This is a genomic window from Fluviicola taffensis DSM 16823, assembly GCF_000194605.1.
Classification (GTDB): Bacteria; Bacteroidota; Bacteroidia; order Flavobacteriales_D; family Crocinitomicaceae; genus Fluviicola; species Fluviicola taffensis.
On sequence record NC_015321.1, the window covers coordinates 1 to 26,642 of the forward strand.

General features: G+C 35.1%; 24 protein-coding genes and 1 riboswitch. Of the genes, 13 read left to right on the plus strand and 11 right to left on the minus strand.

Annotation, left to right across the window (positions count from 1 at the left end; all coding sequences use genetic code 11):
• Nucleotides 1-39 precede the first annotated feature (39 nt).
• A complete protein-coding gene (dnaA, locus tag FLUTA_RS00005; protein ID WP_013684786.1) occupies nucleotides 40-1,470 on the plus strand; it encodes a chromosomal replication initiator protein DnaA in 1,431 nt (476 codons plus the stop codon).
• 55 nt (nucleotides 1,471-1,525) lie between these two features.
• Here dnaA and FLUTA_RS22010 read toward each other — a convergent pair whose 3' ends face one another.
• The 3 genes from FLUTA_RS22010 to FLUTA_RS21495 all read right to left on the minus strand — a co-directional run bounded on the left by FLUTA_RS22010 (nucleotide 1,526) and on the right by FLUTA_RS21495 (nucleotide 4,104).
• Nucleotides 1,526-2,104: a thiopeptide-type bacteriocin biosynthesis protein gene (locus tag FLUTA_RS22010; RefSeq protein ID WP_083800516.1), complete on the minus strand. Its 579-nt coding sequence runs from the start codon at nucleotides 2,102-2,104 to the stop codon at nucleotides 1,526-1,528.
• 117 nt (nucleotides 2,105-2,221) lie between these two features.
• Nucleotides 2,222-3,826 (minus strand): S41 family peptidase, encoded by a 1,605-nt coding sequence (locus FLUTA_RS00015; RefSeq protein ID WP_043023532.1) that lies wholly within the window; start codon nucleotides 3,824-3,826, stop codon nucleotides 2,222-2,224.
• 119 nt (nucleotides 3,827-3,945) lie between these two features.
• Nucleotides 3,946-4,104 (minus strand): hypothetical protein, encoded by a 159-nt coding sequence (locus tag FLUTA_RS21495; RefSeq protein ID WP_013684789.1) that lies wholly within the window; start codon nucleotides 4,102-4,104, stop codon nucleotides 3,946-3,948.
• Nucleotides 4,105-4,356: 252 nt separating this feature from the next.
• On the opposite strand from FLUTA_RS21495, the gene FLUTA_RS00020 reads away from it, so the two are divergent.
• Nucleotides 4,357-4,989, plus strand: coding sequence for an IMPACT family protein (locus FLUTA_RS00020; RefSeq protein ID WP_013684790.1), 633 nt, complete (start codon nucleotides 4,357-4,359; stop codon nucleotides 4,987-4,989).
• Nucleotides 4,973-5,911, plus strand: coding sequence for a M20/M25/M40 family metallo-hydrolase (locus tag FLUTA_RS00025; protein ID WP_013684791.1), 939 nt, complete (start codon nucleotides 4,973-4,975; stop codon nucleotides 5,909-5,911). The genes FLUTA_RS00020 and FLUTA_RS00025 overlap by 17 nt, the downstream gene beginning before the upstream one ends.
• On the opposite strand, the gene FLUTA_RS00030 is transcribed toward FLUTA_RS00025, so the two are convergent.
• The 3 genes from FLUTA_RS00030 to FLUTA_RS00040 all read right to left on the minus strand — a co-directional run bounded on the left by FLUTA_RS00030 (nucleotide 5,912) and on the right by FLUTA_RS00040 (nucleotide 9,856).
• Entirely contained in the window at nucleotides 5,912-6,292 is a 381-nt protein-coding gene (locus FLUTA_RS00030) for a hypothetical protein (protein ID WP_013684792.1), read from the minus strand.
• Nucleotides 6,293-6,295: 3 nt separating this feature from the next.
• Entirely contained in the window at nucleotides 6,296-7,519 is a 1,224-nt protein-coding gene (locus tag FLUTA_RS00035; protein WP_013684793.1) for a BaiN/RdsA family NAD(P)/FAD-dependent oxidoreductase, read from the minus strand.
• A 117-nt stretch (nucleotides 7,520-7,636) separates the two neighbouring features.
• Nucleotides 7,637-9,856 carry a C25 family cysteine peptidase gene (locus FLUTA_RS00040; RefSeq protein ID WP_013684794.1) on the minus strand — a complete coding sequence of 740 codons (2,220 nt, stop codon included), beginning with the start codon at nucleotides 9,854-9,856 and terminating at the stop codon, nucleotides 7,637-7,639.
• A gap of 359 nt (nucleotides 9,857-10,215) precedes the next feature.
• Here FLUTA_RS00040 and FLUTA_RS00045 point away from each other — a divergent pair, with 359 nt between their 5' ends.
• The gene (locus tag FLUTA_RS00045) at nucleotides 10,216-10,527 is read left to right on the plus strand and encodes a DUF983 domain-containing protein (RefSeq protein WP_245545460.1); all 312 of its coding nucleotides are present in this window, start codon (nucleotides 10,216-10,218) and stop codon (nucleotides 10,525-10,527) included.
• Between the two features lie 100 nt (nucleotides 10,528-10,627).
• Here the strand turns inward: FLUTA_RS00045 and FLUTA_RS00050 are convergent, their stop codons facing one another.
• From FLUTA_RS00050 to FLUTA_RS00065, 4 genes are all read right to left on the minus strand, one after another.
• Nucleotides 10,628-12,298: a DUF4139 domain-containing protein gene (locus tag FLUTA_RS00050; RefSeq protein WP_013684796.1), complete on the minus strand. Its 1,671-nt coding sequence runs from the start codon at nucleotides 12,296-12,298 to the stop codon at nucleotides 10,628-10,630.
• A gap of 197 nt (nucleotides 12,299-12,495) precedes the next feature.
• Nucleotides 12,496-13,881: a phosphoglucosamine mutase gene (gene glmM / locus FLUTA_RS00055; protein WP_013684797.1), complete on the minus strand. Its 1,386-nt coding sequence runs from the start codon at nucleotides 13,879-13,881 to the stop codon at nucleotides 12,496-12,498.
• Between the two features lie 66 nt (nucleotides 13,882-13,947).
• Nucleotides 13,948-14,439 carry a 6,7-dimethyl-8-ribityllumazine synthase gene (gene ribH, locus FLUTA_RS00060; protein WP_013684798.1) on the minus strand — a complete coding sequence of 164 codons (492 nt, stop codon included), beginning with the start codon at nucleotides 14,437-14,439 and terminating at the stop codon, nucleotides 13,948-13,950.
• 9 nt (nucleotides 14,440-14,448) lie between these two features.
• Complete coding sequence (locus FLUTA_RS00065) at nucleotides 14,449-15,081, minus strand: tetratricopeptide repeat protein (RefSeq protein ID WP_013684799.1); 633 nt, start codon at nucleotides 15,079-15,081, stop codon at nucleotides 14,449-14,451.
• A 248-nt stretch (nucleotides 15,082-15,329) separates the two neighbouring features.
• A riboswitch (cobalamin riboswitch) is annotated at nucleotides 15,330-15,526 on the plus strand.
• A 145-nt stretch (nucleotides 15,527-15,671) separates the two neighbouring features.
• Here FLUTA_RS00065 and FLUTA_RS00070 point away from each other — a divergent pair.
• The 9 genes from FLUTA_RS00070 (at nucleotide 15,672) to FLUTA_RS00110 (ending at nucleotide 25,599) form a co-directional block, all read left to right on the plus strand.
• Nucleotides 15,672-16,619: a DUF4465 domain-containing protein gene (locus FLUTA_RS00070; protein ID WP_013684800.1), complete on the plus strand. Its 948-nt coding sequence runs from the start codon at nucleotides 15,672-15,674 to the stop codon at nucleotides 16,617-16,619.
• Complete coding sequence (locus FLUTA_RS00075; RefSeq protein ID WP_013684801.1) at nucleotides 16,620-18,554, plus strand: TonB-dependent receptor plug domain-containing protein; 1,935 nt, start codon at nucleotides 16,620-16,622, stop codon at nucleotides 18,552-18,554.
• Nucleotides 18,544-19,605, plus strand: coding sequence for a YncE family protein (locus FLUTA_RS00080; protein WP_013684802.1), 1,062 nt, complete (start codon nucleotides 18,544-18,546; stop codon nucleotides 19,603-19,605). The genes FLUTA_RS00075 and FLUTA_RS00080 overlap by 11 nt, the downstream gene beginning before the upstream one ends.
• Nucleotides 19,598-20,578 carry a T9SS type A sorting domain-containing protein gene (locus FLUTA_RS00085; protein WP_013684803.1) on the plus strand — a complete coding sequence of 327 codons (981 nt, stop codon included), beginning with the start codon at nucleotides 19,598-19,600 and terminating at the stop codon, nucleotides 20,576-20,578. The genes FLUTA_RS00080 and FLUTA_RS00085 overlap by 8 nt, the downstream gene beginning before the upstream one ends.
• 46 nt (nucleotides 20,579-20,624) lie before the next feature.
• Nucleotides 20,625-21,122, plus strand: coding sequence for a GbsR/MarR family transcriptional regulator (locus FLUTA_RS00090; protein WP_013684804.1), 498 nt, complete (start codon nucleotides 20,625-20,627; stop codon nucleotides 21,120-21,122).
• Nucleotides 21,123-21,190: 68 nt separating this feature from the next.
• Nucleotides 21,191-22,018: a thiol-disulfide oxidoreductase DCC family protein gene (locus FLUTA_RS00095; RefSeq protein WP_013684805.1), complete on the plus strand. Its 828-nt coding sequence runs from the start codon at nucleotides 21,191-21,193 to the stop codon at nucleotides 22,016-22,018.
• A 311-nt stretch (nucleotides 22,019-22,329) separates the two neighbouring features.
• Nucleotides 22,330-22,785, plus strand: coding sequence for a hypothetical protein (locus FLUTA_RS00100; protein ID WP_013684806.1), 456 nt, complete (start codon nucleotides 22,330-22,332; stop codon nucleotides 22,783-22,785).
• A 7-nt stretch (nucleotides 22,786-22,792) separates the two neighbouring features.
• The gene (locus tag FLUTA_RS00105) at nucleotides 22,793-24,742 is read left to right on the plus strand and encodes a T9SS type B sorting domain-containing protein (protein ID WP_013684807.1); all 1,950 of its coding nucleotides are present in this window, start codon (nucleotides 22,793-22,795) and stop codon (nucleotides 24,740-24,742) included.
• 89 nt (nucleotides 24,743-24,831) lie between these two features.
• Entirely contained in the window at nucleotides 24,832-25,599 is a 768-nt protein-coding gene (locus FLUTA_RS00110) for a YdcF family protein (RefSeq protein ID WP_013684808.1), read from the plus strand.
• Between the two features lie 19 nt (nucleotides 25,600-25,618).
• Here the strand turns inward: FLUTA_RS00110 and FLUTA_RS00115 are convergent, their stop codons facing one another.
• Entirely contained in the window at nucleotides 25,619-26,560 is a 942-nt protein-coding gene (locus FLUTA_RS00115; protein WP_013684809.1) for a hypothetical protein, read from the minus strand.
• Between the last annotated feature and the right edge of the window lie 82 nt (nucleotides 26,561-26,642).

The following is a 26,642-nucleotide window of genomic DNA, read 5'->3' on the forward strand; positions in this document are numbered from 1 at the left end:
TATTAACATATTATTTACAAACTTTAAAATACCCTGCAAATGAGTGCCAACCATGACGCTATTTGGAATTCCTGTCTGAAAGTTATCAAAGACAATTTGCCGATTCAAGCTTACAAAACTTGGTTCGAGCCAATTGTACCAGTTAAACTAGAAAACAACGTTCTGACAATACAAGTTCCATCTCACTTTTTTTACGAATGGTTGGAAGAGCATTACATTACTTTATTGAAAAAAGTAATTAAAAAAGAACTCGGGCAAGAGGGACATTTAGAATATAGCATTGTGATGGAAAATTCTGCTAGTAATTCAAATCCTTACACGGTGAAACTTCCAGCTTCCAACAAGAAAGCGGTTAAGAATGCACCTATGAATATGCCTTTGAACATCAGTGACAATCCAATTAAGAATCCGTTTATCATTCCTGGACTAAAGAAAGTAAATGTTGATTCAAACTTGAATCCTGCATATTCTTTTGAAAATTTCGTAGAGGGTGATTGCAACCGTTTGGCTCGTTCTGCTGGATATGCGGTAGCAAATAAACCTGGAGGAACAGCTTTTAACCCGTTGTTAATCTACGGCGGAGTTGGGTTAGGAAAAACGCATTTGGCACATTCAATCGGTATTGGTGTGAAAAATCAATTTCCAAACAAAACGGTACTTTACGTTAGTTCAGAGAAATTTGCGCACCAATTTATAGATGCAGTTCGTAATCAAACTACGAATGATTTCATTCATTTTTATCAAATGATTGATGTTTTAATCATTGATGATGTGCAGTTCTTCTCTGGAAAAGAAAAAACACAAGACGTATTCTTCCATATTTTCAACCATTTACACCAAAATGGAAAACAAATTATTTTAACTTCGGACAAACCGCCAGTTGAAATGCAAGGAATGGAGCAACGTTTGTTGTCTCGTTTCAAATGGGGATTGTCTGCTGACCTTTCAACTCCTGATTTAGAAACGCGAATTGCTATCATGGAAAAGAAAATGTATGGTAGTGGTATTGAACTTCCTCGAGAGGTTGTTGAATACTTGGCATACAGTATCAATACAAACATTCGTGAAATGGAAGGCGCTATGACTTCCCTACTTGCTCAAGCTTCTTTAAATAAAAAAGCAATTACGCTTGATTTGGCGAAGCAAATGATTGATAAGTTCGTGAAAAACACAGCTCGTGAAGTTTCTATTGATTACATCCAAAAAGTGGTATGTGATTATTTCGACTTGCCAATTGAGATGTTGAAATCAAAAACACGTAAGCGTGAGGTTGTTCAAGCTCGTCAAATTTCCATGTACTTCTCTAAGAAAATGACTAAATCATCATTGGCTAGTATTGGAGCACATTGTGGAGGAAAAGATCATGCAACAGTTCTTCATGCTTGTAGAACGGTTTTGAATCTTTCAGAGACAGACAAACAATTCCGAGTTTACTTGGAAGACCTTGAAAAGAAATTGACTATTCAATAATATCGAATGGCTGTCTGAAAAGGCAGCCATTTTTGTTTCAGTCAAAGAGTTGAATTTACCTCCCAAAATCTCCATTTTTAATTTTTCGAGCTAAACTTGATTTGTAATATTTATGCAAAAAATGGTATACAATCATCTCATACCTTCTTTGATTCATTAAAAACACACGGTTCATAAGCACGTGAACTAAAGATGGTAATATCCTAGTGGTAGGATTTTGATCTACTTTTAAAATATCACGAATCAAATTCACGGATTGAGGGCTTCGTATATTTAGTTCTTTATCCCAAATTATTTCACCCTCACTAAGTAACTCAGATATTCTAGCACTATAATTTCTGTACTTTACATTTAACCCTTGATTTAATGGAGTATCAACTTTAAATTCAGCATTAAATCTATTTGACAAGTCATATAAAAATTCAACTTTATTCTCATCCGATAATTGAAAATCTGTTAATAGCCGATCTATTGAAAGAATAGCAAATTCCCACCTATCTTTAAATTGTTTTCTTGATAATGCCTTGATGGTGCAAATACTATCATATTCAAACCATTTTTCACAAAATTCAATGGTTTCCTCTCCATATCTTTCAATTTCGCGCTTGTATATATCTTGATAATATGCGCTTATTTTTTTGCTCTGTAAATTTCATTAAAAAATAAAAGCTGTCCCGCTATTCCATAAAATAATCCAGAATAATTTCCTTCATTTTGAATTATAAATGTTCTTATTTTTTCAATTGATTCTTCATAATCTTCCATTTGCAATCCTTATAGCTTCTTTGAGAATTTTGTCAGTCTCTGTTATTTCATCTTCAGGTGTGATATCAACTTTGTAATCAATTTTCACTCCTGCATGTTGCGCACTAATTCCATTGGGATAAATTACATTCAAACCTGAAAAGATAGTTTCAACATTCCCTGGAAAGATTATGTCAGCTACATTACCATCAGAACCAGATGTTGTTGTTCCAACTATTTTGACATTATCATATGCCTGCATTGCCATACAAGTGTGCTCTGATGCGCTTTTTGTATATCTATTGACTAATACAAATATGTTTCCTTTGTAATAGTTTTTGTTCTTTTTTCCTGTAAAGTCGTCAAATTCAAAAAAGGTTCCTGGTTTATCAATTTTTGGAGCTCGTAATGACAAAAATTTTCTGGCATTTGGTGAAATGAAGTTTGTGAAATTATGATGTCTTATTAAGGGATATCCTCTCATATCGATAATGAGGGATTTAAACTGTTTTACATCTTTCAAAACCTTTACAAATTCTTTTGCTCCAATTTCTCTCGGGTCAACATAAACAACACTGTCATTGATTATTTTAACAACTTCATTTTTTACAGGGTCATCGAAATGAAATTCTTCAATTAAATATCGTTTTACGACAACATCAAGTGTATCATTATCTCTAATTATTGTCACTTGAAAGTTGTCAGTGTTTCCACTAAATGTAAGTGGGTGAGCCGATTCTAACAAAACATCTTCATTACTAACAGGTATCAATACCTTTATCTTGTTTAGAACATCATTGATTTTTATACCATCAACAGCAATTATTTTATCTCCAACAGCGAGTTTATAGTCAAAATTACCTTTATGCAAGCGGGTAACTATAGCGAAATCTTCAAATCGTTTAGTAACATATGGTATTTGATACTTATACAAGTGATCTGAAACCATTTTTGGGAATGGAGTATGTAAATATGCATGTCCGTCCTGAATTTCAACAATTAATTGATTTAGGACTAAATAATATTCAATTTGACTTTTTGAATGGATTAAAAGCGGAATATATTTGATTAAGCTAGCATCCCAATTCAAATCCTCTTTAATCGGATAAAAATATTCGATAACATTCCAATACCTAAATAATCCCAACAAACGAAATGACTCATTGGGATAAGTCATTTCTGAATAAGTGTTTTCATTTTTAGGTAAATATTGACCAGCTGGGGCTTGAGTAACATAAAACATTTTTTCAGGATTTCGTTTCATCAACATCATTTCGTGAACCTCATTGATGAAATTTGTTCCATAAATTATTGAATCTGCTTCCCACTTTGAAAACATTACTTTTTGCTCAGGTAAAAGGACGTTGTTTTTCTTTTGGGGTTTGTAGTTTTTCAATTCGTCGATCCACTTGGAATAAAATTGTCTTAACTCAGGAAGATCTTTTACTTTTTCGACTTCACCTATCTTTTCAATAAGTACTTTATCCCAATCAAAATGACCTTTTACAACGAGTGGATGTTGGTATTTTAACACCCCCCAAGCCTTACAAAGAGTTGCAAGTTTTTCATTTTTACTCAATGTTTGAGCAAATAATTGACTATTAACATTCATCAATAGCCAACATGAAAACAGAAAGTAAAATATTGTTTTTAACACATTCGTATAGTATAAAGAATCACTAAACAATATAAAGGGTCATTACTATAATATAATGAGCCTTTTGTTCATTTTTAATCGATATCTAAATCGTAAGATGCTTTAGTACACTTAATAACAGTTGTAACTTCAACGTTTGTTTCGTCTTTAGACACACATGATTTTGATCTGAATGGATCTGAATTCTTTTTTCGGCAACCATCTTCTTCCATACCTCCAAAGATATTACTCATTTGGTCTCCGCTAAGTTTCTAAATGGTTGATTTCTTTAATTATAACTTCATTTTATTAGTTTTTTAAATATTAAAAGCTGTTTCTTATGGTAACAACCAAATAAACCTTCTACTAAACTTGTTGCAACTTGATTTAGATTTAGAGAATGCAATATAATACTAATTTTAATCGATGGTAATTAATCTCTCTGATTTGATAAAATCAATATTGATTTAAAACTGTCTTCATTCTTCTTATCTTTGCAATCACTCATGCAAGGCAGTAAATTCAAAACTATTTCAGAACTAAGCGAAGGATTCTACAAAGAAAAGGGGTCTAAATTCTTGGCTTTTGCATTTCCGTGTAAAACAGAAGAAGAAATCAAAGAACACATTCAGCGATTACGGAAAGAACATTACCAAGCAGTTCATGTTTGTTCAGCATTTCGTTTAGGAAGCGATAAAAAAAGATACCGCGCAAGTGATGACGGAGAGCCCTCCAATTCTGCTGGAGCACCTATTCTTGGTCAAATACAATCTTTTGACTTAACAAACATCTTGATTGCAGTTGTGCGTTATTATGGTGGAGTGAATTTGGGCGTTGGTGGATTGATAAACGCTTACAGAACTGCTTCCAAAGAAGCTCTAGAGAATGCAACAATCATCGATCAAGAAGACGAAGCTCTTATTACACTTCTTTACAAATACAACGAAATGCCTCAAGTAATGAGCGTTTTGAAAAATAGTACAGCAAAGATAATTGAACAAGATTTTCAATTATCTTGCAAATTAAGCATCCATGTTCCTGTTTCAGAATTAAAAATCATGGAGCAAATTGCAGAATTAAACCTTCTTCTTCCCGAAGAAAATCACATTACAATAGAAAATCATGGAATTATCCAATAGCCAATTACTTCAAGAACTCATCAGTATCCAAGGATTAGCAAGCGACGAATCGCGCATCAAATCTTTTGTAAAAGAATACGTTTTAAAAAATTCCTCTGCTTGGAAAACGAAACCACACATTATTGATGGATTAGGATTTCAAGACGCATTAATTTTGGTCTTTGGAAATCCTCGAACGGCTGTTTATGCACACATGGATACCATTGGTTATTCTGTTGGCTATGAAAATGAGTTGATTCGTGTTGGTGGACCAAAAAATATAGATGGAACAATACTCGTCGGATCAGACTCTAATGGTGAAGTAGAAGGCGAATTGATGATTTTTGAAGACGAATACAACCAACAACGCATTCAATTAATGAGCGACCGAGTGATTGATCGTGGTACATTACTGTCATTCAAACCGAATTTCAAAGAAACGAAAGAATATATTCAATCGCCTTACATGGATAATCGATTGGGAGTTTTTGTCGCTCTTCAATTGGCAGAAACGATGGAAAACGGGGCGATTGTATTTTCAACGTATGAAGAACATGGCGGAAATTCCGTTGGAGCTTGCGCTAAATACTTGCTAAATAATTACGATGTCTTTCAAGCACTAATCTGTGATATTACTTGGGTTACACACGGTGTTGTACACAAAGGAGGAGTTGCTGTTTCTATGCGAGACAGTATGCTGCCACGTCGAAAATACCTGAACAAAATTCTTTCTATTGCTCGAGAATCAGGAGTTAAATATCAATTAGAAGTAGAATCTGCTGGTGGAAGCGATGGTTCTGTACTTCAAAAATCAGATTTACCGATTGATTGGTGCTTTATTGGAGCTCCAGAAGACAATGTGCATACTCCGCAAGAGAAGGTTTACAAAAAAGACATTGAGTCAATGATTGATTTGTACAAAGTATTGATGGATAAATTATAATTAACGGACAGCAAAAGCTTCAATTATTTCAATTGCAGTCCTGAGACATCCAGTATCTAATCTTTCAATTTCCTTGTATTTCAACTTCAAGCGTAATCCATCTATTTGAAATCTCGATTCAAGATTCTTCGGACTACAGGTAATTTGCATCCCATTTCTGCCATAAATTTCAATTACTGGTCCACAATTCCATATTTTCACCTCTGCCAAAGAATAAGAATCTACAGGTGCTTCTTCATCAGTTGAAGGCATTTCAGGTTCTGGTACTTTCACTACTGACTTGGGCGTTTTCTCCTTACTAGTCGTTTCTGCAACCGTATTCTTAGGAGATTTACATGAAAAAAGCAATCCAAGTACTAGAAATAAAATAATTCTCATCATTTTCTATTTGTTTTTTAATGCATTTTTTCCAGCAATTGCTGCCGTTGTCCAAGCCGCTTGAAAATTAAAACCACCTGTTACTCCGTCAATATCCAAAGTTTCTCCAGCAAAAAAGAGTCCAGAATACTTTTTGGATTCCATTGTTTGTACATTAATTTCATTCAAATCCACTCCGCCAGCTGTCACAAACTCTTCTTTAAAGGTAGTTTTTCCTTCCATCACATACAAATCATTCACCAACACTTCCAGTAATTTATTCTGATGCTTGGCTGTTAATTCAGAGCATTTAAACTGATTGGGAATTCCTGCTTTTTCAACTAAATAATTCCATAAGCGCGATTTAATACTGTAAACTGGAGTATTTACTACTAATTTATTGGATTTGACAAATTCCTTGATTAGTTCTCTAACAACTTCCTGATTCTCTTCTCCAGTCCAATTGACCGAAATTTGTGAATTATATCCTTTCCCTTCTAAAATTCGCGCACCAAAAGCAGAGGATTTCAAAACTGCAGGACCACTCATTCCCCAATGCGTGATCAACAAAGGTCCATTGGACGTCCATTTTTCACCGATTATCTTCACCAATGCATTTTCCTGAACAATTCCCATCAATTCTTTGATTGATTCGTTGGGCATGTTGAATGTGAAAAGCGAAGGAACTGGCGAAACCATTTTCAAATCAAAATCTTTCAAGAATTCGAAGCCTGATATTTTCGGTTGTCCACCTGTAGTAACAATTACTGCTTTGGAATGAAACGTTTCTTCAGGAGTTTGAATCTCAAATAAACCAGAATCTAGTTTCTTCATAGATTCAACTCGGTGATTTAGTAATAACTCGACACGATTTTTCTTTAATTCATCTAGAAAGCAATCAATAATGGTTTGTGAATCGTTGCTCTGGGGGAAATAACATCCATCCGGATATAATTTCAAGGGAACATTTCGGCTTTCTAACCAAGCTTTCATATCTGAGCTGGAAAACTGATAAAATGCTTTTTTTAGAAAGCGCTCACCTCTTGGATAATGCTTGGATAATTCTTCGGGTTCAGAAATAACATTGGTTACATTGCATCTTCCTCCGCCAGAAATTTTGACTTTCGCTAAAGACTTTGCATTTCTTTCTAAGATTGCAATTTTTGCGTGTTTGAAATTTTCAGATGCTTTAATCGCTGAAAAACACCCTGCTGCTCCTGCTCCAATTACCAACACGTCGAATTCTTTCATAAATCAAAAGTAATGACAAAAAAAGACCTTCCGAATAGAAAGGTCTTTTTAGATTTGGTTACCGAATTCGCGATATTGCGAACAGCCCTCTTGAATACTAGCTTTCAGCGCGTTTTATTAGTGCAATATTTGAATATTTTTACGTACATTCTGAGTATTCGAATTGATTTCAAGAATATATGATCCAGAACGAAGACTTGCTGTATTTAATGTCGTTTGATTACCGCTAACTTCTTGTTCTAAAACAACTTTACCATCTAAACTAATGATTCGAATAGTTTGAGCATTTCCATTAGTAATATCCAACACCAATAAATCGGAAGCTGGATTTGGATAAATCGCGAATTCCAATCCTATTTCTGTCAAACCTAAAGGTCCATCAGCGACTTGAATTGAATTCTGGTATGTTGCATAATTTTGCTTTGTTCCTGTCACCAACAAATAATCATTTGATGCAAGTACAGGGATTGAAATCACAGCCTGACCTCCTGTAGAAATAGCAGATCCTAGTAATATATTGTCTTGCGAAATTGCAACCAAAGAACCATCAACCGTGCAAGATACAGTTACAGATGTTGTATTCAATGGGACATTTCCCGGATGAACAACTGATAATGGCAATGTTTGTTTGTTTCGAAACTGAGCAGAAGGATCTCCGAATAAAATCCATGTTTGCATCACTTCCTCTCCACTTCCAGAAGGGTATTCTTCCAACATGGATAACTGAGAGTTATAGAAAAGTCCTCCCAAAGTAGTTTTTTGATTCACAGGATTTGTTTCAGCTATAATTTCAGCCATTTCGTCTTGTGTTTGCATGGGTTCTGCCCAAGCCATCAAAATAGATGAACCCGCAGCTGCAATAGCTCCTGAAGGAGTTCCATTTTTAACTGCTCTGGTCCAAGCTTCAGAAATACAGGTTCCTGAAGTAAATGTTCCATTGTTACAAGCTACCGAAATCACAAAAGGGTATTTTCCATTATTGGTAGCTTGATTGATATTTGAACTTTGAAAATTCCCCGTTACACATAAATTCACATCACCATGTCCCGTATAATTAAACAAACCCACTCCATTATTTACAACTGGCAAAATAATCCCTGGGTTTGGACTACCTGATACATCAGAACCACCATGAGAGCCATCGTAAAATTCAGAAACTTCGGAATAACCAGAACTCATTAATACCGAACGGATATTTCTTAAATGTTGCCAATCTGGCTCATCATCATTTCCTATTCCACTTCCTTCATCCGATCCCAAACCAATTGCTTTTTCCATCCAATCACCAGCTAGTGGATTTTTCTCGTACTCAAGGGTTCTATTTACCATTGTCGTAATATTGGCTTCTGATCCAGAAAAACGACCTACAAAAACTTCGGGATAGTAATCTGATCCTGATAATTGACCGTAATAAGAGTCTGAATACAATTGTTCTCCTCCAGACAAACCGTAAGTATGAGCGGGAATATCGGCATCATCTCCAACAAGAAGAACATAAATTAATTCCGGATGTGTGGAATAATAATTCTGAATAAACGTATGGATGTCAGCATCCGAAGTTCCAGCAGTTGTTGTAGAAACCAACTCCGTACGAATTCCTTTTTGGTTTTTCCAATGAACCAGTGGTGTGATTTCTTCTATCAAATTAGGCGCAGAAATAACCAACATACTTCCACTTTCCTCCATTGGAGTGTATTTTTCGATTGTTGGATTTAAGACTATTTTCTGTTGCATAGACTTCATAACTGGATCCATTTGCCCACTTAATTCATTTACTCCTTGCAACTGAGTATTCGTTTTTAAAGAAATGTGAATTCCTTTGTAAAAAAACAATTGTTTTGTGACAGGATTATATTGATAAGGCGAAACCTCAACAACTACTCCACGCATAGATCGCCAAATAAAGGGCGTTTTTATATTCGCAATAGTAGCTGGATAAAGTGAATTCATGTTGTATGTTTCACCAAAAGAATATGCAGTTGAATTCGGAGAAACGTTTCTTTTTAAAACACCTTTTGAAGGAGCAACTAACACATCCTCAAAAATAACGACCTCTTCAAAAGTCACATCAACTTGCGGATTTCCATGAGCTGGAAGCTGAAGCGTTTCGTGAAATAAGGGTAATTCTGGAGAACCTTTTTCTTTCGAAAGAATCTTGTATGTTTTTGAGAAATCAATCATCGATTTCCCGTCAATTTGAATGAATTCAAAGGGTTTTATATCTAATCGATGAGTGAACTCAATCGTTTTAGAATTGGAGGATTCTAGCAAGAAATTTTGACCATAAGCAACAAAAGATCCTGCCAAAATGGAACAAAAAAGGAGAGTTTTTTTCATTTACATCATTTTAGCTCTCACAATTTAGAAATTCAATTTGGATAAACCGAACTATTTAACAAAAGAAAAAGGCCATCAGTCAACTGACTGATAGCCTCTCCACCATTAACCTGTAGATGTTAATAATTGATCCGTTGATTTCTTTAACGCTAGAAGTACTAAAAGGTTTCAAAAAAAATCAGGAATAAAATAAAAACTGATCCAAGTCAACTTTTCTTCCAATTGGTGTATCTAACTTTACACATCTATAAAATAAGTAAACGATGTTAATCGGTAAAGGATCAAGGTTGAATAGTGTTTTCAGGATGAAATGTCCTAGATGTCAAGAAGGTGATTTTTTTATTTCACATCCTTATTCGATGAAAAAAATTGGTAAAACGCATAAAAACTGTCCTTCATGCGGATTGAAATACGAGAAAGAAATTGGTTTTTACATGGGGGCAATGTATGTCTCCTATGCCCTAGGAGTAGCCTTATTTGTTGCATGCTGGGTAAGTATCAATTTATTTTTTCCAAACGCAAATGTTTTCACTCAAATTGCTGTTATTTCTGGGCTTTCCATTTTATTGAGCCCCTATTTGTACGCGCTGTCGAAGATTATTTGGGCAAACCTTTTCTTTTCTTATGATCCGGAAGCTATAGACAAGTTCAAAAGGGATCAAACGGTTTAATGGGTTCATTTTGAACTTTTGAACTTTTGAACTTTTGAACTTTTGAAAAAAAAATCCCCCAGCCGGCAAACTGAGGGATCACATTCAAACTACAAAACAATTATTGAAGGATGACATTTCGATCTTTCGGATATTTAATCTTAAACGAGTAGGTCATTTTATCGGCTGCTTTGGTTTTCAAATTGAGCGTCCAGACTAATTTCCCTGTCGTTTTATCATAATTCGCTTTATCCGTGTTGATCGCTTCTATAACGATTTCTCCATTACTGGTTACAGGAATTTGATCTTCAATAACTAATTCAATTGTATTCGCTTTCAAGTTTTTAACTGAAATTTCATACGCATACGTGCGCTCAATATCGTTTCCAATCACTTTCTCTTTGTACTCTTTTTTCAACAGAATTCGTTTCGCAATGATATTTGGATCTTTACCTAAACTCAATTTCAACGTATCATTCATTGCTGTTGGATCAATATATGTTTCTCCAATATATGTTCCATCAAAGAAAATATTTGCAGTAGCAGGAACGAGTTGCAAATCTTCCAATTTGAGCACTTCTGCTACTAAGAAAACTCCTGGATCTATCTTCGGAACGGTATAATAACGGTAATTTGCCGTCAAATCTAAATTTCGAACTAAAACCAAATGACTTTCTCCATCACTTTCAATCGAATAAGGCAAATCAATCTTGTATTCTGCAGACAAAACGCGGTTGATAACCGTCGTGAAATTTGCTGCAGTTTCTGATTCTTCTAGAACTATTCCTGAATCTGCAGTCATTTTCTTTTCATACGCAACAGAAGGTGATGGACTAATACTATAACTATTCATTCTTCCATTAATCGCTCCGAAATTGTAGTAATCAACGTACCAAGGATGCAAATCTGGTTTGATTTTGTTTTGGTAAGGATCGTTAGTAGACAAAGTCAATTGCACATCATCCCAAAGTTCACCTGTATTTTGCTGAATACTTGCTTTGTAAGCTAAATTTACCTTTCCAGAAGTAATTTCACTGCGAATATCATAAGATGGAATCCAAGAAGCTCCTGAAGCCAAATAAGAAATATTCAATTTTCCTGCTACGACTTCTTTTGATTGAAGTGTCACAATGATTCGATGAATAGGACCTGTAGGAATCTTTGGAGTGTTTGAAGACTGATAATTCTGTAAATCACTCATGCGGGTATTCATTTCTTGTACCGTGCTGTTCTTCGCTTTCAATCGCTTGTTTAGAACCTGTAATTTCTTATTTATCTCATTCATTTTCAATTGATAATACTCCATTGCCTGTTTCAACAATTGAATCGAATCATTCACTTTTCCTTGTCCGCGAATAGCTCCGTTATTGGACAAAATAGTTTTAGAAGTATTCAAGACATCAATTTCATCTTGAATTTCTTTGAGATCAAATAACACATTATTGATGGAATCTTGTAATACATTGATATCCTTTCTGATTTTTAAAGGAAGTCCTTCCAATTTGGGTTTTTCGGGTTCTGGATAATAAACTTGGTATTTCGAGTCGATTAGAACCACATTTCCAAATGCTTTTACTTGTAAACTTTTCGGGTCGATATTTGGACTAACTCCTTCAATGATTAATTCCGTAATTCCGGGTTTTACATTGAAATTTGCTTTTCGGTAAACTTGTGCGCCATTTGTATAAACGGTTACTTCGCTGATGGAAGATTTAATAATCTCTTTGTCATTGGCAGCAAGTGAAAGAAAACTTGGGAGAATCGCCAATAGGAGAATAACTACTTTTTTCATAGGAATCAATTTCCTTGCAGTACTTCTCAACTCTATTTTCGTTCAACTGGATTTTAACAAAAAGAAAAAAGGCACATTCAAAATGAACGTACCTTTATGATTATCAAATCGTAAACTTATTTAAACGCTAAGAGTGAAAGAGCGCAAAGAGTTGTTAATATAACTTTGCGACCTCCGTTTCTTTGCGGTAAATTATATCAGATTAATTCTTTAATTTCAGTAATGATACGATCGGCCAGATCCGAAGCAGCCTGCGCATCTTTACTTTCGGTATACACACGGATAATTGGTTCTGTATTGCTTTTTCGAAGATGAACCCATTCTTTACCGATATAAATTTTCACTCCATCAACAGTATCCACTTCTTCATTTTCGTAGCGTTTCGCCATTTTCTCCAAAATTGCATCCACATCAATTCCAGGAGTCAAGTCGATTTTCTTCTTAGCCATTTCATAATTTGGGTAGGAAGCTCTTAGTGCCGTCATACTCATGTTTTTATGTGCTAAATGAGATAAAAACAACGCAATTCCAACCAAAGAATCTCTTCCGTAGTGTAATTCTGGATAGATGATTCCACCATTTCCTTCTCCACCGATAACGGCATTGGTTTCTTTCATTTTTACCACCACATTTACTTCACCAACAGCCGAAGCGTGATACGTACATCCAACTTCTTCTGTAATATCTCTCAGCGCTCTTGTAGAACTCAAATTGGAAACGGTAGCTCCTTTTCTCTTCGAAAGAATGTATTCAGAAACAGCAACCAAGGTATATTCTTCACCAAACATGAATCCGTCTTCATTCACCAAAGCCAAACGATCTACATCAGGATCAACTGTAATTCCGACATGCGCTTTTTCGGAAACAACGCGATCTGATAATTCTACCAAATGTTCTTTTAAAGGCTCTGGATTATGTGGGAAATGACCCGTTGGATCACAATACATTTCAATAATATCATTTACTCCAAGCTTACGAAGTAATTGTGGAACAGAAATCCCCCCTGTAGAATTCACCGCATCCACTACCACTTTGAAATTGGCATTTTTGATTGCAGGAATATCTACATCTGAAAGCTTACAAATTGCTTCGATATGTCTTTCAATTGCTTCCGTATCTTGAGTTACTTTCCCCAAATCGTCTACTTCAGCGAAAACAAAACTTCCCTCTATTGCTATTTTTAATAACAATTCTCCTTCCGCACCAGAAATAAACTCCCCTTTGCTATTTAGCAATTTCAATGCATTCCATTGTTTCGGATTGTGGGAAGCCGTAAGAATAATTCCTCCATTCGCATGGTGATAAGGAACCGCCATTTCAACCGTTGGTGTGGTGGATAATCCCAAATCAACGACCTCGATTCCTAATCCAACCAAGGTTTGAATAACCAATGTGGAAATCATTTCTCCCGAAAGTCGGGCATCTCTACCAACGATTACTTTTAATTTATCTGTATTTGAAACTGATTTCAACCAAGTTCCATAAGCTGCAGCAAATTGAACCGCATCAATGGGCGTTAAATTATCTCCAGGTGAGCCACCAATTGTCCCTCTGATTCCTGAAATTGATTTGATTAATGTCATCTTTATTCGATTAAAGACGAAAGAGAAAAAACAAAAGACAGATTCTAGTCTTCGGTCCTTTCGTCTTTAGTCTAGTGTCTTTTTTAATTCAATCATCTTCAAAACAGTCACGGCAGCTTCTACACCTTTATTTCCATGCTTTCCTCCTGCTCTATCGATTGATTGTTGCTCCGTATTATCTGTCAATAAACAGAATCCAACTGGTTTGTTGTATTTTAAGGTAACATCTACAATTCCTTGAGTTGCTCCTGAACACACGAAATCAAAATGCCTTGTTTCACCTTGAATAACAACTCCAATGGCGATAATCCCATCAATTTTGTCATTTTGGGCAAACCATTGAGCTCCCAAAGGCAATTCAAAAGCCCCTGGCACTTGATGAATCTGAATATTCGATTCTTTCACACCTGCGCTTAACAATGTTTCAACGGATCCTTCTAGTAATTTAGAAGTGATGTGATCGTTCCATTCAGAAACAACAATGCCGATTGAAAAATCGGCACCATTTGGAATTGAATCTTTATCGAACGCTGATAAGTTTTTTAAACTTGTAGCCACGTTAATTTTTTATTTGTTAGATACTCTAGCAATATATTTGTCAATTGATTTTTGAGAACCAAATTGATAATAATCCTTATTGATGCGCTCATACAATTCTTTTGCTTTCGCAAAATCCTTGATTTCTTCAGCCACTTGTCCAGCTTTGAATAAATAAGTTGGTGTTGTCCAATCATTTTCATCGGAATCAGCAGCATCTACATATAAATCCAACGCTTCTTTGTATTTACCCATTTCACTGTTACAGTCTCCTTGAAGACCCAAAACCAAAGACGGTCCGTAAGTATCTTCTAAAGAAACATCTTCCAACAATTTCAATGCTTTTTTGAAATCACCTTTCGCCATATATTGACGAGCCAATGTAAACTTAGCAACTTCGCCACCTTGGTAGCCACTATTTTTCTTTACAAAAGGCTCTAATTCTGTGATTGCAGCATCTACTGAATCTTTCGCAGCCAAGTTTAACCCTTTGTAGTAACCTTCATTCGCTTTCAAGTTCTTTGGAGCATAAATGAATTGTTTGTAAAGGATATATCCAAGAATACCTACTATTAGTCCAATCACTACTGCTGTGATTAAGCGAAGTCTCTTATTCTCTTTGAATTGACGTTTAATATCATTAAAACTGGTAGTTCCTGCCATTTGTATATTTATTTAAGCGTTGCAAAAATAATCTTTTTTTCGAATTAGGAATTGAAACTTATTAAAAGGTTGTTGTGGAGAAGGTTCAATTAGTTCAAAAAGGGTTCAAAAAATTGAGAATGGTAAATTGAAAAGTTCATTTACCCAATTAGCTTTAATTATAATTGCTTAAGAAAAGTCATTTGAACATTTGAACATTTGAACATTTGAACATTTGAACATTATATTCCTACTAAAAATAAATCAGTACCTTTGCGTCAGTTTTAGGTTCGATTGTAGTTTTACAAAAGACAAAAGGGAATTCGGTGTAAATCCGAGACTGTATCTGCAGCTGTAACTCTTAATTAAAACGGTCTTCAACAAATCCACTGTCCTGCATGTGCGGGGTGGGAAGGAGAAGTAACCGGAGAGAAGTCAGAATACCTGCCTTGAACAAGAATGAATGAAGACTTCAGATTAAAGTCGAGTTCGAAATGGGAGTCTTTCTCTCAGTTTGTTCTTATTCTCTGATTTTTTCATTTGCTAAGCTTCGGAAGTGTTCACTTAAAAAAGTTGCGCTTTCTATTATTAATTTCTAAATGCTTTAAGCAATGAAAAAAATGTTACTAGCAGTTAGTGTATTCTGCATCCAATACACACAAGCTCAAACCGTAGTTACTTTTGACGATTTAACGTTAGCTACAAACACACACTGGAATGGTTCTGATCAATCAGGTGGATTTACATCTGGAGGTGTCCATTTCGAAAACACCTATTCTGGCTATTGGGCTGGTGGATTTATTTACTCTAACACAACAGATGTAACTACAGGTACTTACCTAAATGATTTTTCGGCCTACGCAGGTACTGGAGCTAACGGAAGCTCTAATTACGCGGTGAATTATGGTGGAAATCTCGATTTTGGAACAGAAAAAGTATTAACGAGTATTCAATTAACAAATACAACTTTCGCTGGCCTTGTAATGTTAAATGGTAATCAGTTTTCGAAAGTTTTTGGTTCTATTAACGGTCCAGATGGAAATCCTGACGGTACAAACGGAGAAGATTGGTTCCGCTTATTGATCATTGGAAAAGATGCTCAAAGTGCTGTAACAGATACTGTTATTTTCTACTTAGCTGATTACCGTTTTGCAAACAACACCCAAGATTACATTGTAAACACATGGGAAACTGTTGATTTAACACCACTTGGCGAGGTTCAATTCTTAGAATTTGAATTACAATCTTCAGATGAAGGCGGTTTTGGAATCAATACTCCAGCTTATTTTGCACTTGACAACTTGGTTTACGGAACTGCTTCTGTGAAAGAATTGAGTTTGTTGAACCAAGAAGTGTATCCAAATCCAACAACTGGTAAATTGACTGTTAAATCTGCAACTGGAACAATTAAAGTTTTTGCTTCTTCCGGTGAATTAGTACTAGAGAAAACAACAAACGGAATCCAAGAAATTGATTTGAACAACATGAAATCAGGAATCTATTTTGTTGAAACAAGTTCGTCTAATGGTATTGCAAGAACTCGTATTAGTAAAATCTAATTGATTCTAAAAATTACCATACCAACCCTTTTAATAATAACCTCTTGTCCTGTTTTTGGGCAAGAGGTTAAACCAATTGAAGAGGTCATTATTACACCTCGAAACGAAAAGGAAAACAGTATTGTAATTGAATTATCTGCAGATAAAATTCAAAATAAATTGGCCAACGACCTTGGACAACTGCTAACTCTTTTTCCTGGATTACAAGTGAAAAACTACGGAGATGTTGGCGGATTAAAAACAGTCAGTTTTCGAAGTCTAGGAGCTGGACATACTGCTTTAGTCCAAGATTTCACTTCCCTTTCAACCACTCAAAGCGGGCAAGCAGATTTAAGTAATATTCCTGCAGATTTCGTGGAGAAAATAGAATTAATTACGCTTTCACCTACCCGAACAGATATTCCTATTCACGCAAAACTAGCGGGTGCTGTTGTCAATGTAGAATCAGTTCACTCCTATTCTGGAATGAATCAGAAAAAGATTATTGTTGGAGCCCAAGCAGGTTCTTTCGATCAATATGAAGGTTATTTAATGCTTCAGAAGCGATTCAAAAAATGGGCAGGAACTCTTAGTGGAAAAATTAGATCTTATGGAGGTTCTTATCCATACACTTACTTAAACGGAAATACCACCACTAGAGAGCATAGGCAGAACAATAGCTTATTGGAATATTTCGGAACAGGGTCCATTCATTTTTCACCCAATCAAAACCACCAATTTCAACTTCGTATCTCTGGAAACGACTATAAAAAAGAATTAGCTGGAGCAGTCATCTTTTACAACAGCAATGCAGCGCAATATTTAAATGGCTACGGTTTAAACGGCTCTTTAAATCATCGCTTTAAAAAAAATAATTGGAGTGTCTTTTCTTCCGTTAATTACCAAAAAAACAACCTTCAATACTTAGATTCAACCTACCTCAATTCTTTGGGTTACTTGGATCAACGTTTTTATGCCACGCAACTTGATTTTCAATCACAAGTCGCTTATTCCATTACAAAAAAAATAGATATCCTTCTTGGAAGCTCATTCATTTCAGAATCTTTGGATGGAAAATCACTGAATGGAAATCCTTTTAGAAATAGTTCAGAAAGCATTATTGGATTTGAATGGAAAGCTGTTGGTCGAATACTTGCTCAAGTTGGCGCACAAGGAATTTTTGAAAAACGAGATTCTATTCTAAAAACCCAATGGAATCTACTTCCAGCTGTTTCATGGAGTTTTGATTTAGGAAAAAAAAACAAACTCAGTTTGGTTTATCGATACACCTGTAGACAGCCAACTTTTAGTGAACTTTATTACCAACAAATTGGAAATACGAAATTAAGAACCGAAAAAGCCCACATTGCTTCTATTCGGTATGAATTAGTACTTCCATTCAAAAAAGGTGTTTCACAAACGATGATTCAACCCTTTTACTCGTATATCAACGACAAAATTTTAGCAATTCCGACCAAAAATCTGTTTATCTGGAGCATTCAAAACATTGGGAAATCAGATGCTGCTGGAATCGAATTCACGCAATTTATTCAGAAAAAAATCAAGAATCATACTTTGGGAGCTCGTGTGAATTACACCTTTCAATATACCCAAGATTTGAGTGATTCAAAAAGTTCGACTTATCGCGATATTTTGAGTTATTCTCCACTTCATTCAGGGAGCTTGGAATTGGATTATTCCTGGAAGAAATTTAGCTGCTTTGTACTTCTCTCCTACCTTGGAGAACGATATGCACTCAATCAAAACATTCCATCGAATTTATTAGATGATTATTTGTTACTTGATGCCGGAGTTGCTTATACCCAACAATTGAAACAAAATGAACTCACTATTCGTTTGACAGTTAACAATATTACCAATCAGCAATACAATTACATCAATTACTTTGTAATGCCAGGAACTCACTTCAATATCAGACTTCAATATGCGCTATAAATTGATTTTCATAGGATTCCTTGGACTGCTCTTCATCTCTTGTAAAAAGAAAAAAGTACCGGAACCAGAAGTACCGCAAACATTACAACACGGAATGCTTGTTCTGAACGAAGGCTTGTTCCAACAGAATAACTCTACTTTGGGATGGCTGAATTTTTCAGACAATTCGTATACCAGTAATTTCTTCGAGCAAAAAACAGATCGTTCTTTGGGTGATACTGGAAATGATCTTGATGTCTACGGAGGAAAAATATACATCATTGTAAATGTTTCTAGCACAATTGAAATTTTAGACAGATACACTGGAAATAGTATCCATCAAATTTCAATGATTGCCAACGGAACTCCCAAGCAACCTCGAAGTATTGTTTTTTCAGGCTCAAAGGCCTACATAACTTGCTACGATGGATTTGTAGATGTTTTAGATACAACTTCTCTAAGTATCACTGCACGCATTCCAGTAGGAGCAAATCCGGAAGGGCTCGCTGTGAGCAACGGGAAATTATTCGTAGCCAATTCAGGAGGTTTAAACTTCCCCAATGTGGATAGTACACTTTCAGTCATTGACTTAGGAAGCAACCAGGAGATTACTCGGATTACGGTCGGAAAAAATCCTGGATCTGTTCAAAAAGATGCGAATGGAGAAATTTACGTCATTTCAAGAGGAGATTACGCTGGAATTCCATCACGCATGCATCGTGTAAATCCAAACACGAATACACTTGTTCAATCTTTTAACTTTGATGCAGGTGGAATTTATCCATTCAATAATCAGTTTTTAATTTCGTATCACGACTTTGCTTCTGGCGAAAATGAAATAGCACTTTTCGACCCGAATTCTGAAAGCTTGATTAACCCTCAATACATTTCCACTGCAGGAATACAAACCTTGTATGGAATACATTATTCCTCCATTACCCATAAAATATACTGCATGGATGCTAAGAATTACACTGTTACAGGTCAAATTCATGTCTACTCCAGTTCAGGAATCTTTGAAACAACTTACAATGTGGGATTAAACCCCAGCAAAATTTTAATTTATGACTAAATTCTTATTCATCACCGCACTTTTCCCTTTATTTTTGAATGCTCAAAGCTTTCATCCAGCTCCTGGAGATCCAAATTCAAATGCTATTAAGAAAGATAGTTCTTGTTTTGTTGGCTGGGCAACTGGAGGAACTGTTATTCGTGGTTTTTTAAATATTTCAGATACAACTGTTGAATTTGACGGTTCAAATAAAGCAAGTTTTGGAAATTTAAATAACGCATTAGGTCCAGCTACAGGTTCAACAACTCATGTTCTTTCATTGGGTGATAGCGGAGTTGCAACACTTACTTTCGACCAATTTATTATGGACGGTCCAGGATATGATTTCGCGGTATTTGAAAATGGATTTACAGATAATTACATCGAAATAGCACACGTAGAAATCAGTTCTGACGGAATTCACTTTTTTCGTTTTCCTTCCACAACAGAAGTTCCTTTGGACACTCAAATAGGTAACGCTTCCTTTTCCGATTGCAGAATGCTGAATAATTTGGCTGGAAAATACAAAGCAGGCTATGGAACTCCTTTTAATATAAGCGAAATCAGCGATGATGTGAATCTGGACAAATTTGCCATCAAATATGTCCGTATAATTGATGCCATTGGAGCTATCAGTGGAAATCATACTACGACAGACCAATTTGGTACAATCATTAACGATCCCTTCCCTACTCCATTCGAATCTGGAGGCTTTGATTTGGAAGCAATAGGCATCATCAATGCAACCCTCGGAATAACTGATTTCCAATTATTAAACGTTCAAGCATTCCCAAATCCAGCAACAGATCAACTAACGGTTACACTTTCAGGGGAAGCTCTTCTGAAAATTTACGCTCAAGATGGTAGACCTATTCAAACAAGTAATCATACAGATTCTACGATTATTTCTTTAAGTGATTTTGCCCAAGGAATGTATAACCTAGTTGTTATTCAAGATAATGCACAACACACTTTACGGATTTTGAAAAAATAACTTCCAGTTTTCAATAATTATTGAAAGTTTTGATTACATTTAAATCATGGAATTAGAACAAGCGAAAAAGCAATTTATTCAAACTTGGGGAAACTTTGGTACTCAGTGGGGAATAAATCGCTCTATGGCTCAAGTTCACGCACTATTAATTGTCAGTGATAGTCCACAATGCACAGAAGATGTCATGAGTAAACTCTCTATTTCTAGAGGGAATGCCAACATGAATATTCGGGAACTAGCAAACTGGAATTTAATCTACAAAGAGAGTATTGCAGGCGATCGCAAGGAATATTTCAGAGCAGAGAAAGATATGTGGGAAGTTGCTAAACGCATTGTAAAGGAGCGTAAAAGACGTGAATTGGAACCGCTTCAACAACATTTGGCTGAACTTAAAAAAGTGGAACAATCCTATGAATCGATTTCATTTGTTGCAACCATTGAAAACATTGAACGCTTAGTGTCCAGATTAGATTCGTTATCTGGCACATTAATGAAAGCAGATGAACACGCATTCTTTGGGAAAATATTAAACTTATTTAAGTAATTTCTATTTTTTTGAGTTTAATTTTCAAATATTATTGAAACTTTCAAAACAACAATAATAATTAGATTATGAAAGCAGATCTCACCCTTCTTTACGATGAAGATTGTCCTTTATGCCGTTGGTACACCAAAATCTTTGTGAAATACAATCTGCTTCCTGCAAATGGAAGAATCTCTTATGCCGTTTATGTGAATGAACATCCAAAAGTCGTAGATTCTGAACTAGCTCAAACAAAAATAGCTTGTATAAATGAAGATACACATGAAGTGAAATACGGAATAGACAGTTTGTTATTGATTTTAGGTCAACGATTTAGATTTATTAAATTAATCGGAAACTTCAAACCAATTCACGGTCTACTCCAACTACTCTACTTATTTATCAGCTACAACCGAAAAATTATTGCACCAAGTAAAAAGAAAGATCTCAACTGCTCTTGCGAACCTGCAAAGTCATTTTTTTGGAGAATTGCTTTCATCGCTATTATTAGCTGGATTACCCACGTAAATGTCACATTCTATTTTCATCATTTCTTTTCAAATTATTTAATCCAAAATCCGGTAAGTGATTTAATTCTGCTTGTAGGTCAAATTGTATTTCAGTGGATTGCGTTCTTATTATTCAAACAAGAAAACAGTTATGATTATTTGGGACATCTTGCATTCACGTCTTTTCTCGGATCTCTGGTTCTTTTATTCTTTGGATTAGGACTCCAACTGCTTGCTAATATTGGAGTTCAAACAGATTTTTTAGCAATCAGTTGCTACGGAATCACCTTCTGCTTTATGTTTATTGAGCACAAACGACGAATTAGCCTCAAAGAATGGTCTTCGAAATTGAGTATGAGCTGGATCTTATTTCGAGTACTTATTTATCCACTTGTTTTCCAATTTTAATCTAGGTGATATATAAAAAATCTAACTGCTGAAACTATAAACTCATTTTGAAAAAAACTGTCTATTTCCTATAAATCATAGTGAAACAAGGATTTCGATTCAACGATAAAACAATTGAATCTTGTTTTCAAAAAAAACGTAAATTAACGAATGTTTATTTTTACCGTTATTTAATGTCCCATAACAGAAAAAATCAAATAATCGGCTATAAAAACACTGATAATGAATAAAGTATAAAAATAATATTATCTTCATGCAACGAATCAATTAGTTGTTTCGTTTTAGAATTAACGAATAAAAATTTTAGGTTTATGAAGTCACAAATATTAATTAAACTAACCCTGTCGATCTTGGGAATTTTCCTCATCACAGGTAACTTATTTTCACAGGAAAAACTACCTGTCGAAAAAATTACTACAGAATGGACTCTTTTTCAAGAGGTGAAAGGAGTTAAATTCTACATTAAAAAAGATATCCATCAAGCTGAGGGAGGTTCTAATAATGTGGATTATGCTCTTGTTAAATTAGAAAACACTACAAATAAAGAAATTAGTGTTTCATATTCTCTAGCAGTTCATTATGCAGAAGGATGTAAAGGTTGTAATTCTAGCGAGAATAATAAAAAGATAGCAATTCCTTCTAACTCGTCCGTTACAGGAAATACTGCAGATGGATTTTCACCTGTAGCTACATTACTAATTAATCATAATCAGAAGGATAGTTATATTCCTCTATTCATTAGCACAGAAAACCTGATCATTAAATAAATTTGCCATGAGAAAATTAGTACTATTTATTTCAATTCTCGTTACTTCGAGCCAGTTATTTAGCCAAAACTGTTTTATTACTGTAACTCCAATGGACACCACTGTTTGTCCAGGTTCTCCTGTATCTGTAACAGCAATGGCATCTCTTTTGAATTCCAATCAATCATTTAATTTTAATACGAGTTCCATTCCTGCAGGTTGGACAACTAGCGGAGGTCTTGGATTTGCACCTCCGTGCGCTCCTGCTTCACCTGATGGAACTGCTTTTTATTGGGCTTCGACAACTTCATCTACTCCAGCTATCACCACTGCTTCATTTGATATTCACTGTCCAGGTGGATATGTTACATTTGAAATGATTTATGCGAATACCTTTACATCACCTTGTGAGCAACTTGATCAATGGAATGAAGGCGTTGCTTTACAATACAGTACAAATAATGGTGGAACATGGACAACAATTGTTTATTATACTTGGAATGGGACAGTCTTAACGAGTATACCTACAGCTACAACTCCTGGAGCTTCAGGTACGACATCAATGTCTAGTTGGGGGTCATATACAGTTCCTATTCCTCCAGCAGCAAACACTACCAATACAAGATTCAGATGGTTTCAGCAAAACACATCAGGAAATGGTTATGATAACTGGGGATTAGATAATATTGTGATTAATGCTATGGGAGGAAGCTGTTCTGACAACGTTGATTTAGTATGGAGTAATGGCTTAACAGGGGATTCTAATACTCTTATATCAGGAGCGCCTGGATCAGATTCAACCTTTACGATTGCTGTTTATGACACAAATGGTGTATACCAATGTTCTTCTGCTCCTATTACGATCCATGTTTATGATGATAATTTAAGCTATAACTTACAAGACTACGCTTATTCTTATTGTCCTACAACAAACCCTTCTGTACAAGCAACAAATATTACAGGAGCAATTCCTCCATATACTGTAAACTGGACAGATATTCCAAGTACCAATAATCCTCAGGCATTGCCTACTGGTGGAGCAGAACACGATACTATCACTTATCATGTAACAATTGCTGATGGATGTGGATTCAATCGACAAGATAGTGTTATCTTAATCGTCAATAAGCTACTAAACATTGATTCTTTAGTCCCTTACAATGCAAGTTCTTGTAACAATGACGGAGCAGTTGTAGCTTATGTATCTGGTCAAACAACAATCCCAACTCAACCTATTTATCATTGGAATGGACCAGGAGCAACAAATCCTAGTTTCATTAACTCAACTGTTTGGACAAATCGCTCTCCAGGATGGTACTATTTTCTAGTTACAGATAATGTTTGTACTGATTATGACAGTGTTCAAGTTGAGCCCAAAAATCCACCAATGGCTGTAATTAGCGCAAACCCACTTGCTGGTTGTGATCCTTTTGATGTTGTTTTTCAAAATAATAGCCAAAATGCAACTCATTACTTGTGGACTTTTGGAGACGGAACATCTGTTACAACGAATGATTTAAGTTCTCAGACACATACATATTCTTCGGATGCTCAAATCATGTTAGTTGCTTATGATGCAACAAATTGTTCAGATACTACTTACATAAGTGTTTCCGTTCAAATATGTGGTTGTACAGATCCATTAGCAGAAAATTATGATCCAACAGCCGTTGCAAACGATGGATCGTGTAATTACCCTCAACCAGTTTATAATGTTCCAAACATCTTCACTCCAAATGGAGATTCAAACAATGATTATTTCGAAATTGAGGCGATTAATTATTCAAATATCGAATTTACAATTGTAAACCGTTGGGGGAATCTAGTTTATCAAGGTTCTGGACTGAATCCGAAATGGGATGGGAAGATTAATTCAACCCTTGCTGATGATGGAGTATTCTTTGTAACCTTCAAAATCACAAATATCAAAGCAGACAAAATTTACGAAGGACAAACATTTGTTCACTTGGTACGTTAATTTGCACTACATATTTTTGAAAAGCGTCTGTCGGTTGATAGACGCTTTTTTTTATTTTTGAAGAATCAAATTTTGTTCAAATTTCCTTGATGTTTTTTATCCTTTCTAAAATATTGCTTTTTACACTGAGTCCTTATACTTGGTTATTGATTGCAATCTATTTTGCTTTGTTTTCAAAAAAAACTGTTCGTGCTAAAAGAGCAAAATATGCTGCTATTTTTATTGCTTTATTTTTCAGCAACACTTTCATATATAAAGAATTCTGCAGACAATGGGAAATTTTTGGAACCCCAATATCCCAAGTAAAACACTATGATGTTGCGATCGTTCTTACAGGAATGGCAGAATACAACAATGATTTACAAGTTCTAAGTGCAAGAAGAGGAATTGATCGGATTTGGCAAACGATTTCCTTGTATAAAGCGGGAAAAATTGATCGTATTTTAATTAGTGGCGATCACGGATACCTAATAGATAAAGGATTGCATGAAGCTACACAATTAAAAGAAATACTTGTGAAATGGGGAATCCCAGAACATGTGATTATTACTGAAACAAAATCAAAAAACACGTATGAAAATGCCGTTGAATCTCAAAAAATTGTAAATCGTCTTTTTCCGAATTCGAATGCCATTTTATTAGTCACTTCTGGAAGACACATGAGGCGAGCTAGAGCTTGTTTTAATAAATTGGGACTGAAGTGCGACACCTATTCTACCGATTTGTTCACTGGTCCTAATCGCTCTTTCACATTTGACGAACTCATTATTCCAGATGTAAGCACTATGAGCGATTGGCATAGTTTACTGAAAGAAATGATTGGCTATATTGCCTATGATATGACTGGAAAAATATAATCCTGAGTTAAAAACCAACTCAATGACTCGCTTTTCTTTTGAGTTCTTCTATTTCTTGATTTTCATTGTAAACAGATGAATTACAAACTCCAATAATTAAAGGCGCTGGAAAAGCAAACCATCCCACATAATCCAACCATTTAGCCTTCACTTTCAACAAGTTTATTTTTTGTAAATCAGCACTATCTTTGTAGTTCAAATATTGAAAAGATGTTTTTCCTGATACGACTTTCACTCCTATCGTATCCGGAAATGGATTGTATAGAAAATCCCACCCTTTCTTATCAAAAAAGGCAGAATCATTTTGGAAATTTGGATCAATTCTATTAAAATAGATAAAGGCTTCACGGTTACAATCTACTTCAACAGGATGTTCATCGTGGATTCCGGTACTCATAATAGCAGGCAATCCAACACGTACTAAATAAGCCATTCCCATTCTTTTACTTTGCAAATAGTGTCCATACTCGTGCTGAAAAATGCGATTATTCGGATCTGGATCACTAGCTTTTTTTGCTAAAATATAATTTCCAAAACAAATCCCCGTCCAAGCAACATTCATATTCAATAAAGTACTTCCATTGGGATGACTAACCGTATTTACCCGACATAAAACTGTATTGTAAAAATGAGACATAAAAAAACCAATTCCTGTTTGTGGCCCTTGATATGTGAAACGAGAACCTAATTCTAAAAATCGTTTTCCATTCGTTGAATTTGAATCTGTGACAAATAAACCTCCCCAAATTCTCAAATCGTTTTTCGCGTTCAAATTAGCTCGTTTAAATGCACTTTTCCATCGCTCTTCCTTATTCTTTGCTAAACCAGCTATAAATCCGCTTACCCATGAATCTAGAATAAAAAACTCTTGTTTTTTAGGCGATCCAAAAGATGGAAAACTAATTGCAATGCAAAAGCAAGTTATGACGAGAATTTTGAAATGTGCTTTAGAACTATTCATTCTTATTCTAACGATTCAATGAATCTTTTATGATGCGAAATTAAAATTAATGTAATTTTAGAATGAAGATAACGATTAATCT

Bases quoted from the DNA above. Each gene is read 5' to 3' on its own strand.
- dnaA (WP_013684786.1), top strand. From the start codon at position 40: ATGAGTGCCAACCATGACGCTATTTGGAATTCCTGTCTGAAAGTTATC.
- FLUTA_RS00015 (WP_043023532.1), bottom strand. From the start codon at position 3,826: ATGAATGTTAATAGTCAATTATTTGCTCAAACATTGAGTAAAAATGAA.
- FLUTA_RS21495 (WP_013684789.1), bottom strand. From the start codon at position 4,104: ATGAGTAATATCTTTGGAGGTATGGAAGAAGATGGTTGCCGAAAAAAG.
- FLUTA_RS00020 (WP_013684790.1), top strand. From the start codon at position 4,357: ATGCAAGGCAGTAAATTCAAAACTATTTCAGAACTAAGCGAAGGATTC.
- FLUTA_RS00025 (WP_013684791.1), top strand. From the start codon at position 4,973: ATGGAATTATCCAATAGCCAATTACTTCAAGAACTCATCAGTATCCAA.
- FLUTA_RS00030 (WP_013684792.1), bottom strand. From the start codon at position 6,292: ATGATGAGAATTATTTTATTTCTAGTACTTGGATTGCTTTTTTCATGT.
- FLUTA_RS00035 (WP_013684793.1), bottom strand. From the start codon at position 7,519: ATGAAAGAATTCGACGTGTTGGTAATTGGAGCAGGAGCAGCAGGGTGT.
- FLUTA_RS00040 (WP_013684794.1), bottom strand. From the start codon at position 9,856: ATGAAAAAAACTCTCCTTTTTTGTTCCATTTTGGCAGGATCTTTTGTT.
- FLUTA_RS00045 (WP_245545460.1), top strand. From the start codon at position 10,216: ATGAAAAAAATTGGTAAAACGCATAAAAACTGTCCTTCATGCGGATTG.
- FLUTA_RS00050 (WP_013684796.1), bottom strand. From the start codon at position 12,298: ATGAAAAAAGTAGTTATTCTCCTATTGGCGATTCTCCCAAGTTTTCTT.
- glmM (WP_013684797.1), bottom strand. From the start codon at position 13,881: ATGACATTAATCAAATCAATTTCAGGAATCAGAGGGACAATTGGTGGC.
- FLUTA_RS00065 (WP_013684799.1), bottom strand. From the start codon at position 15,081: ATGGCAGGAACTACCAGTTTTAATGATATTAAACGTCAATTCAAAGAG.
- FLUTA_RS00070 (WP_013684800.1), top strand. From the start codon at position 15,672: ATGAAAAAAATGTTACTAGCAGTTAGTGTATTCTGCATCCAATACACA.
- FLUTA_RS00080 (WP_013684802.1), top strand. From the start codon at position 18,544: ATGCGCTATAAATTGATTTTCATAGGATTCCTTGGACTGCTCTTCATC.
- FLUTA_RS00085 (WP_013684803.1), top strand. From the start codon at position 19,598: ATGACTAAATTCTTATTCATCACCGCACTTTTCCCTTTATTTTTGAAT.
- FLUTA_RS00090 (WP_013684804.1), top strand. From the start codon at position 20,625: ATGGAATTAGAACAAGCGAAAAAGCAATTTATTCAAACTTGGGGAAAC.
- FLUTA_RS00095 (WP_013684805.1), top strand. From the start codon at position 21,191: ATGAAAGCAGATCTCACCCTTCTTTACGATGAAGATTGTCCTTTATGC.
- FLUTA_RS00100 (WP_013684806.1), top strand. From the start codon at position 22,330: ATGAAGTCACAAATATTAATTAAACTAACCCTGTCGATCTTGGGAATT.
- FLUTA_RS00105 (WP_013684807.1), top strand. From the start codon at position 22,793: ATGAGAAAATTAGTACTATTTATTTCAATTCTCGTTACTTCGAGCCAG.
- FLUTA_RS00110 (WP_013684808.1), top strand. From the start codon at position 24,832: ATGTTTTTTATCCTTTCTAAAATATTGCTTTTTACACTGAGTCCTTAT.
- FLUTA_RS00115 (WP_013684809.1), bottom strand. From the start codon at position 26,560: ATGAATAGTTCTAAAGCACATTTCAAAATTCTCGTCATAACTTGCTTT.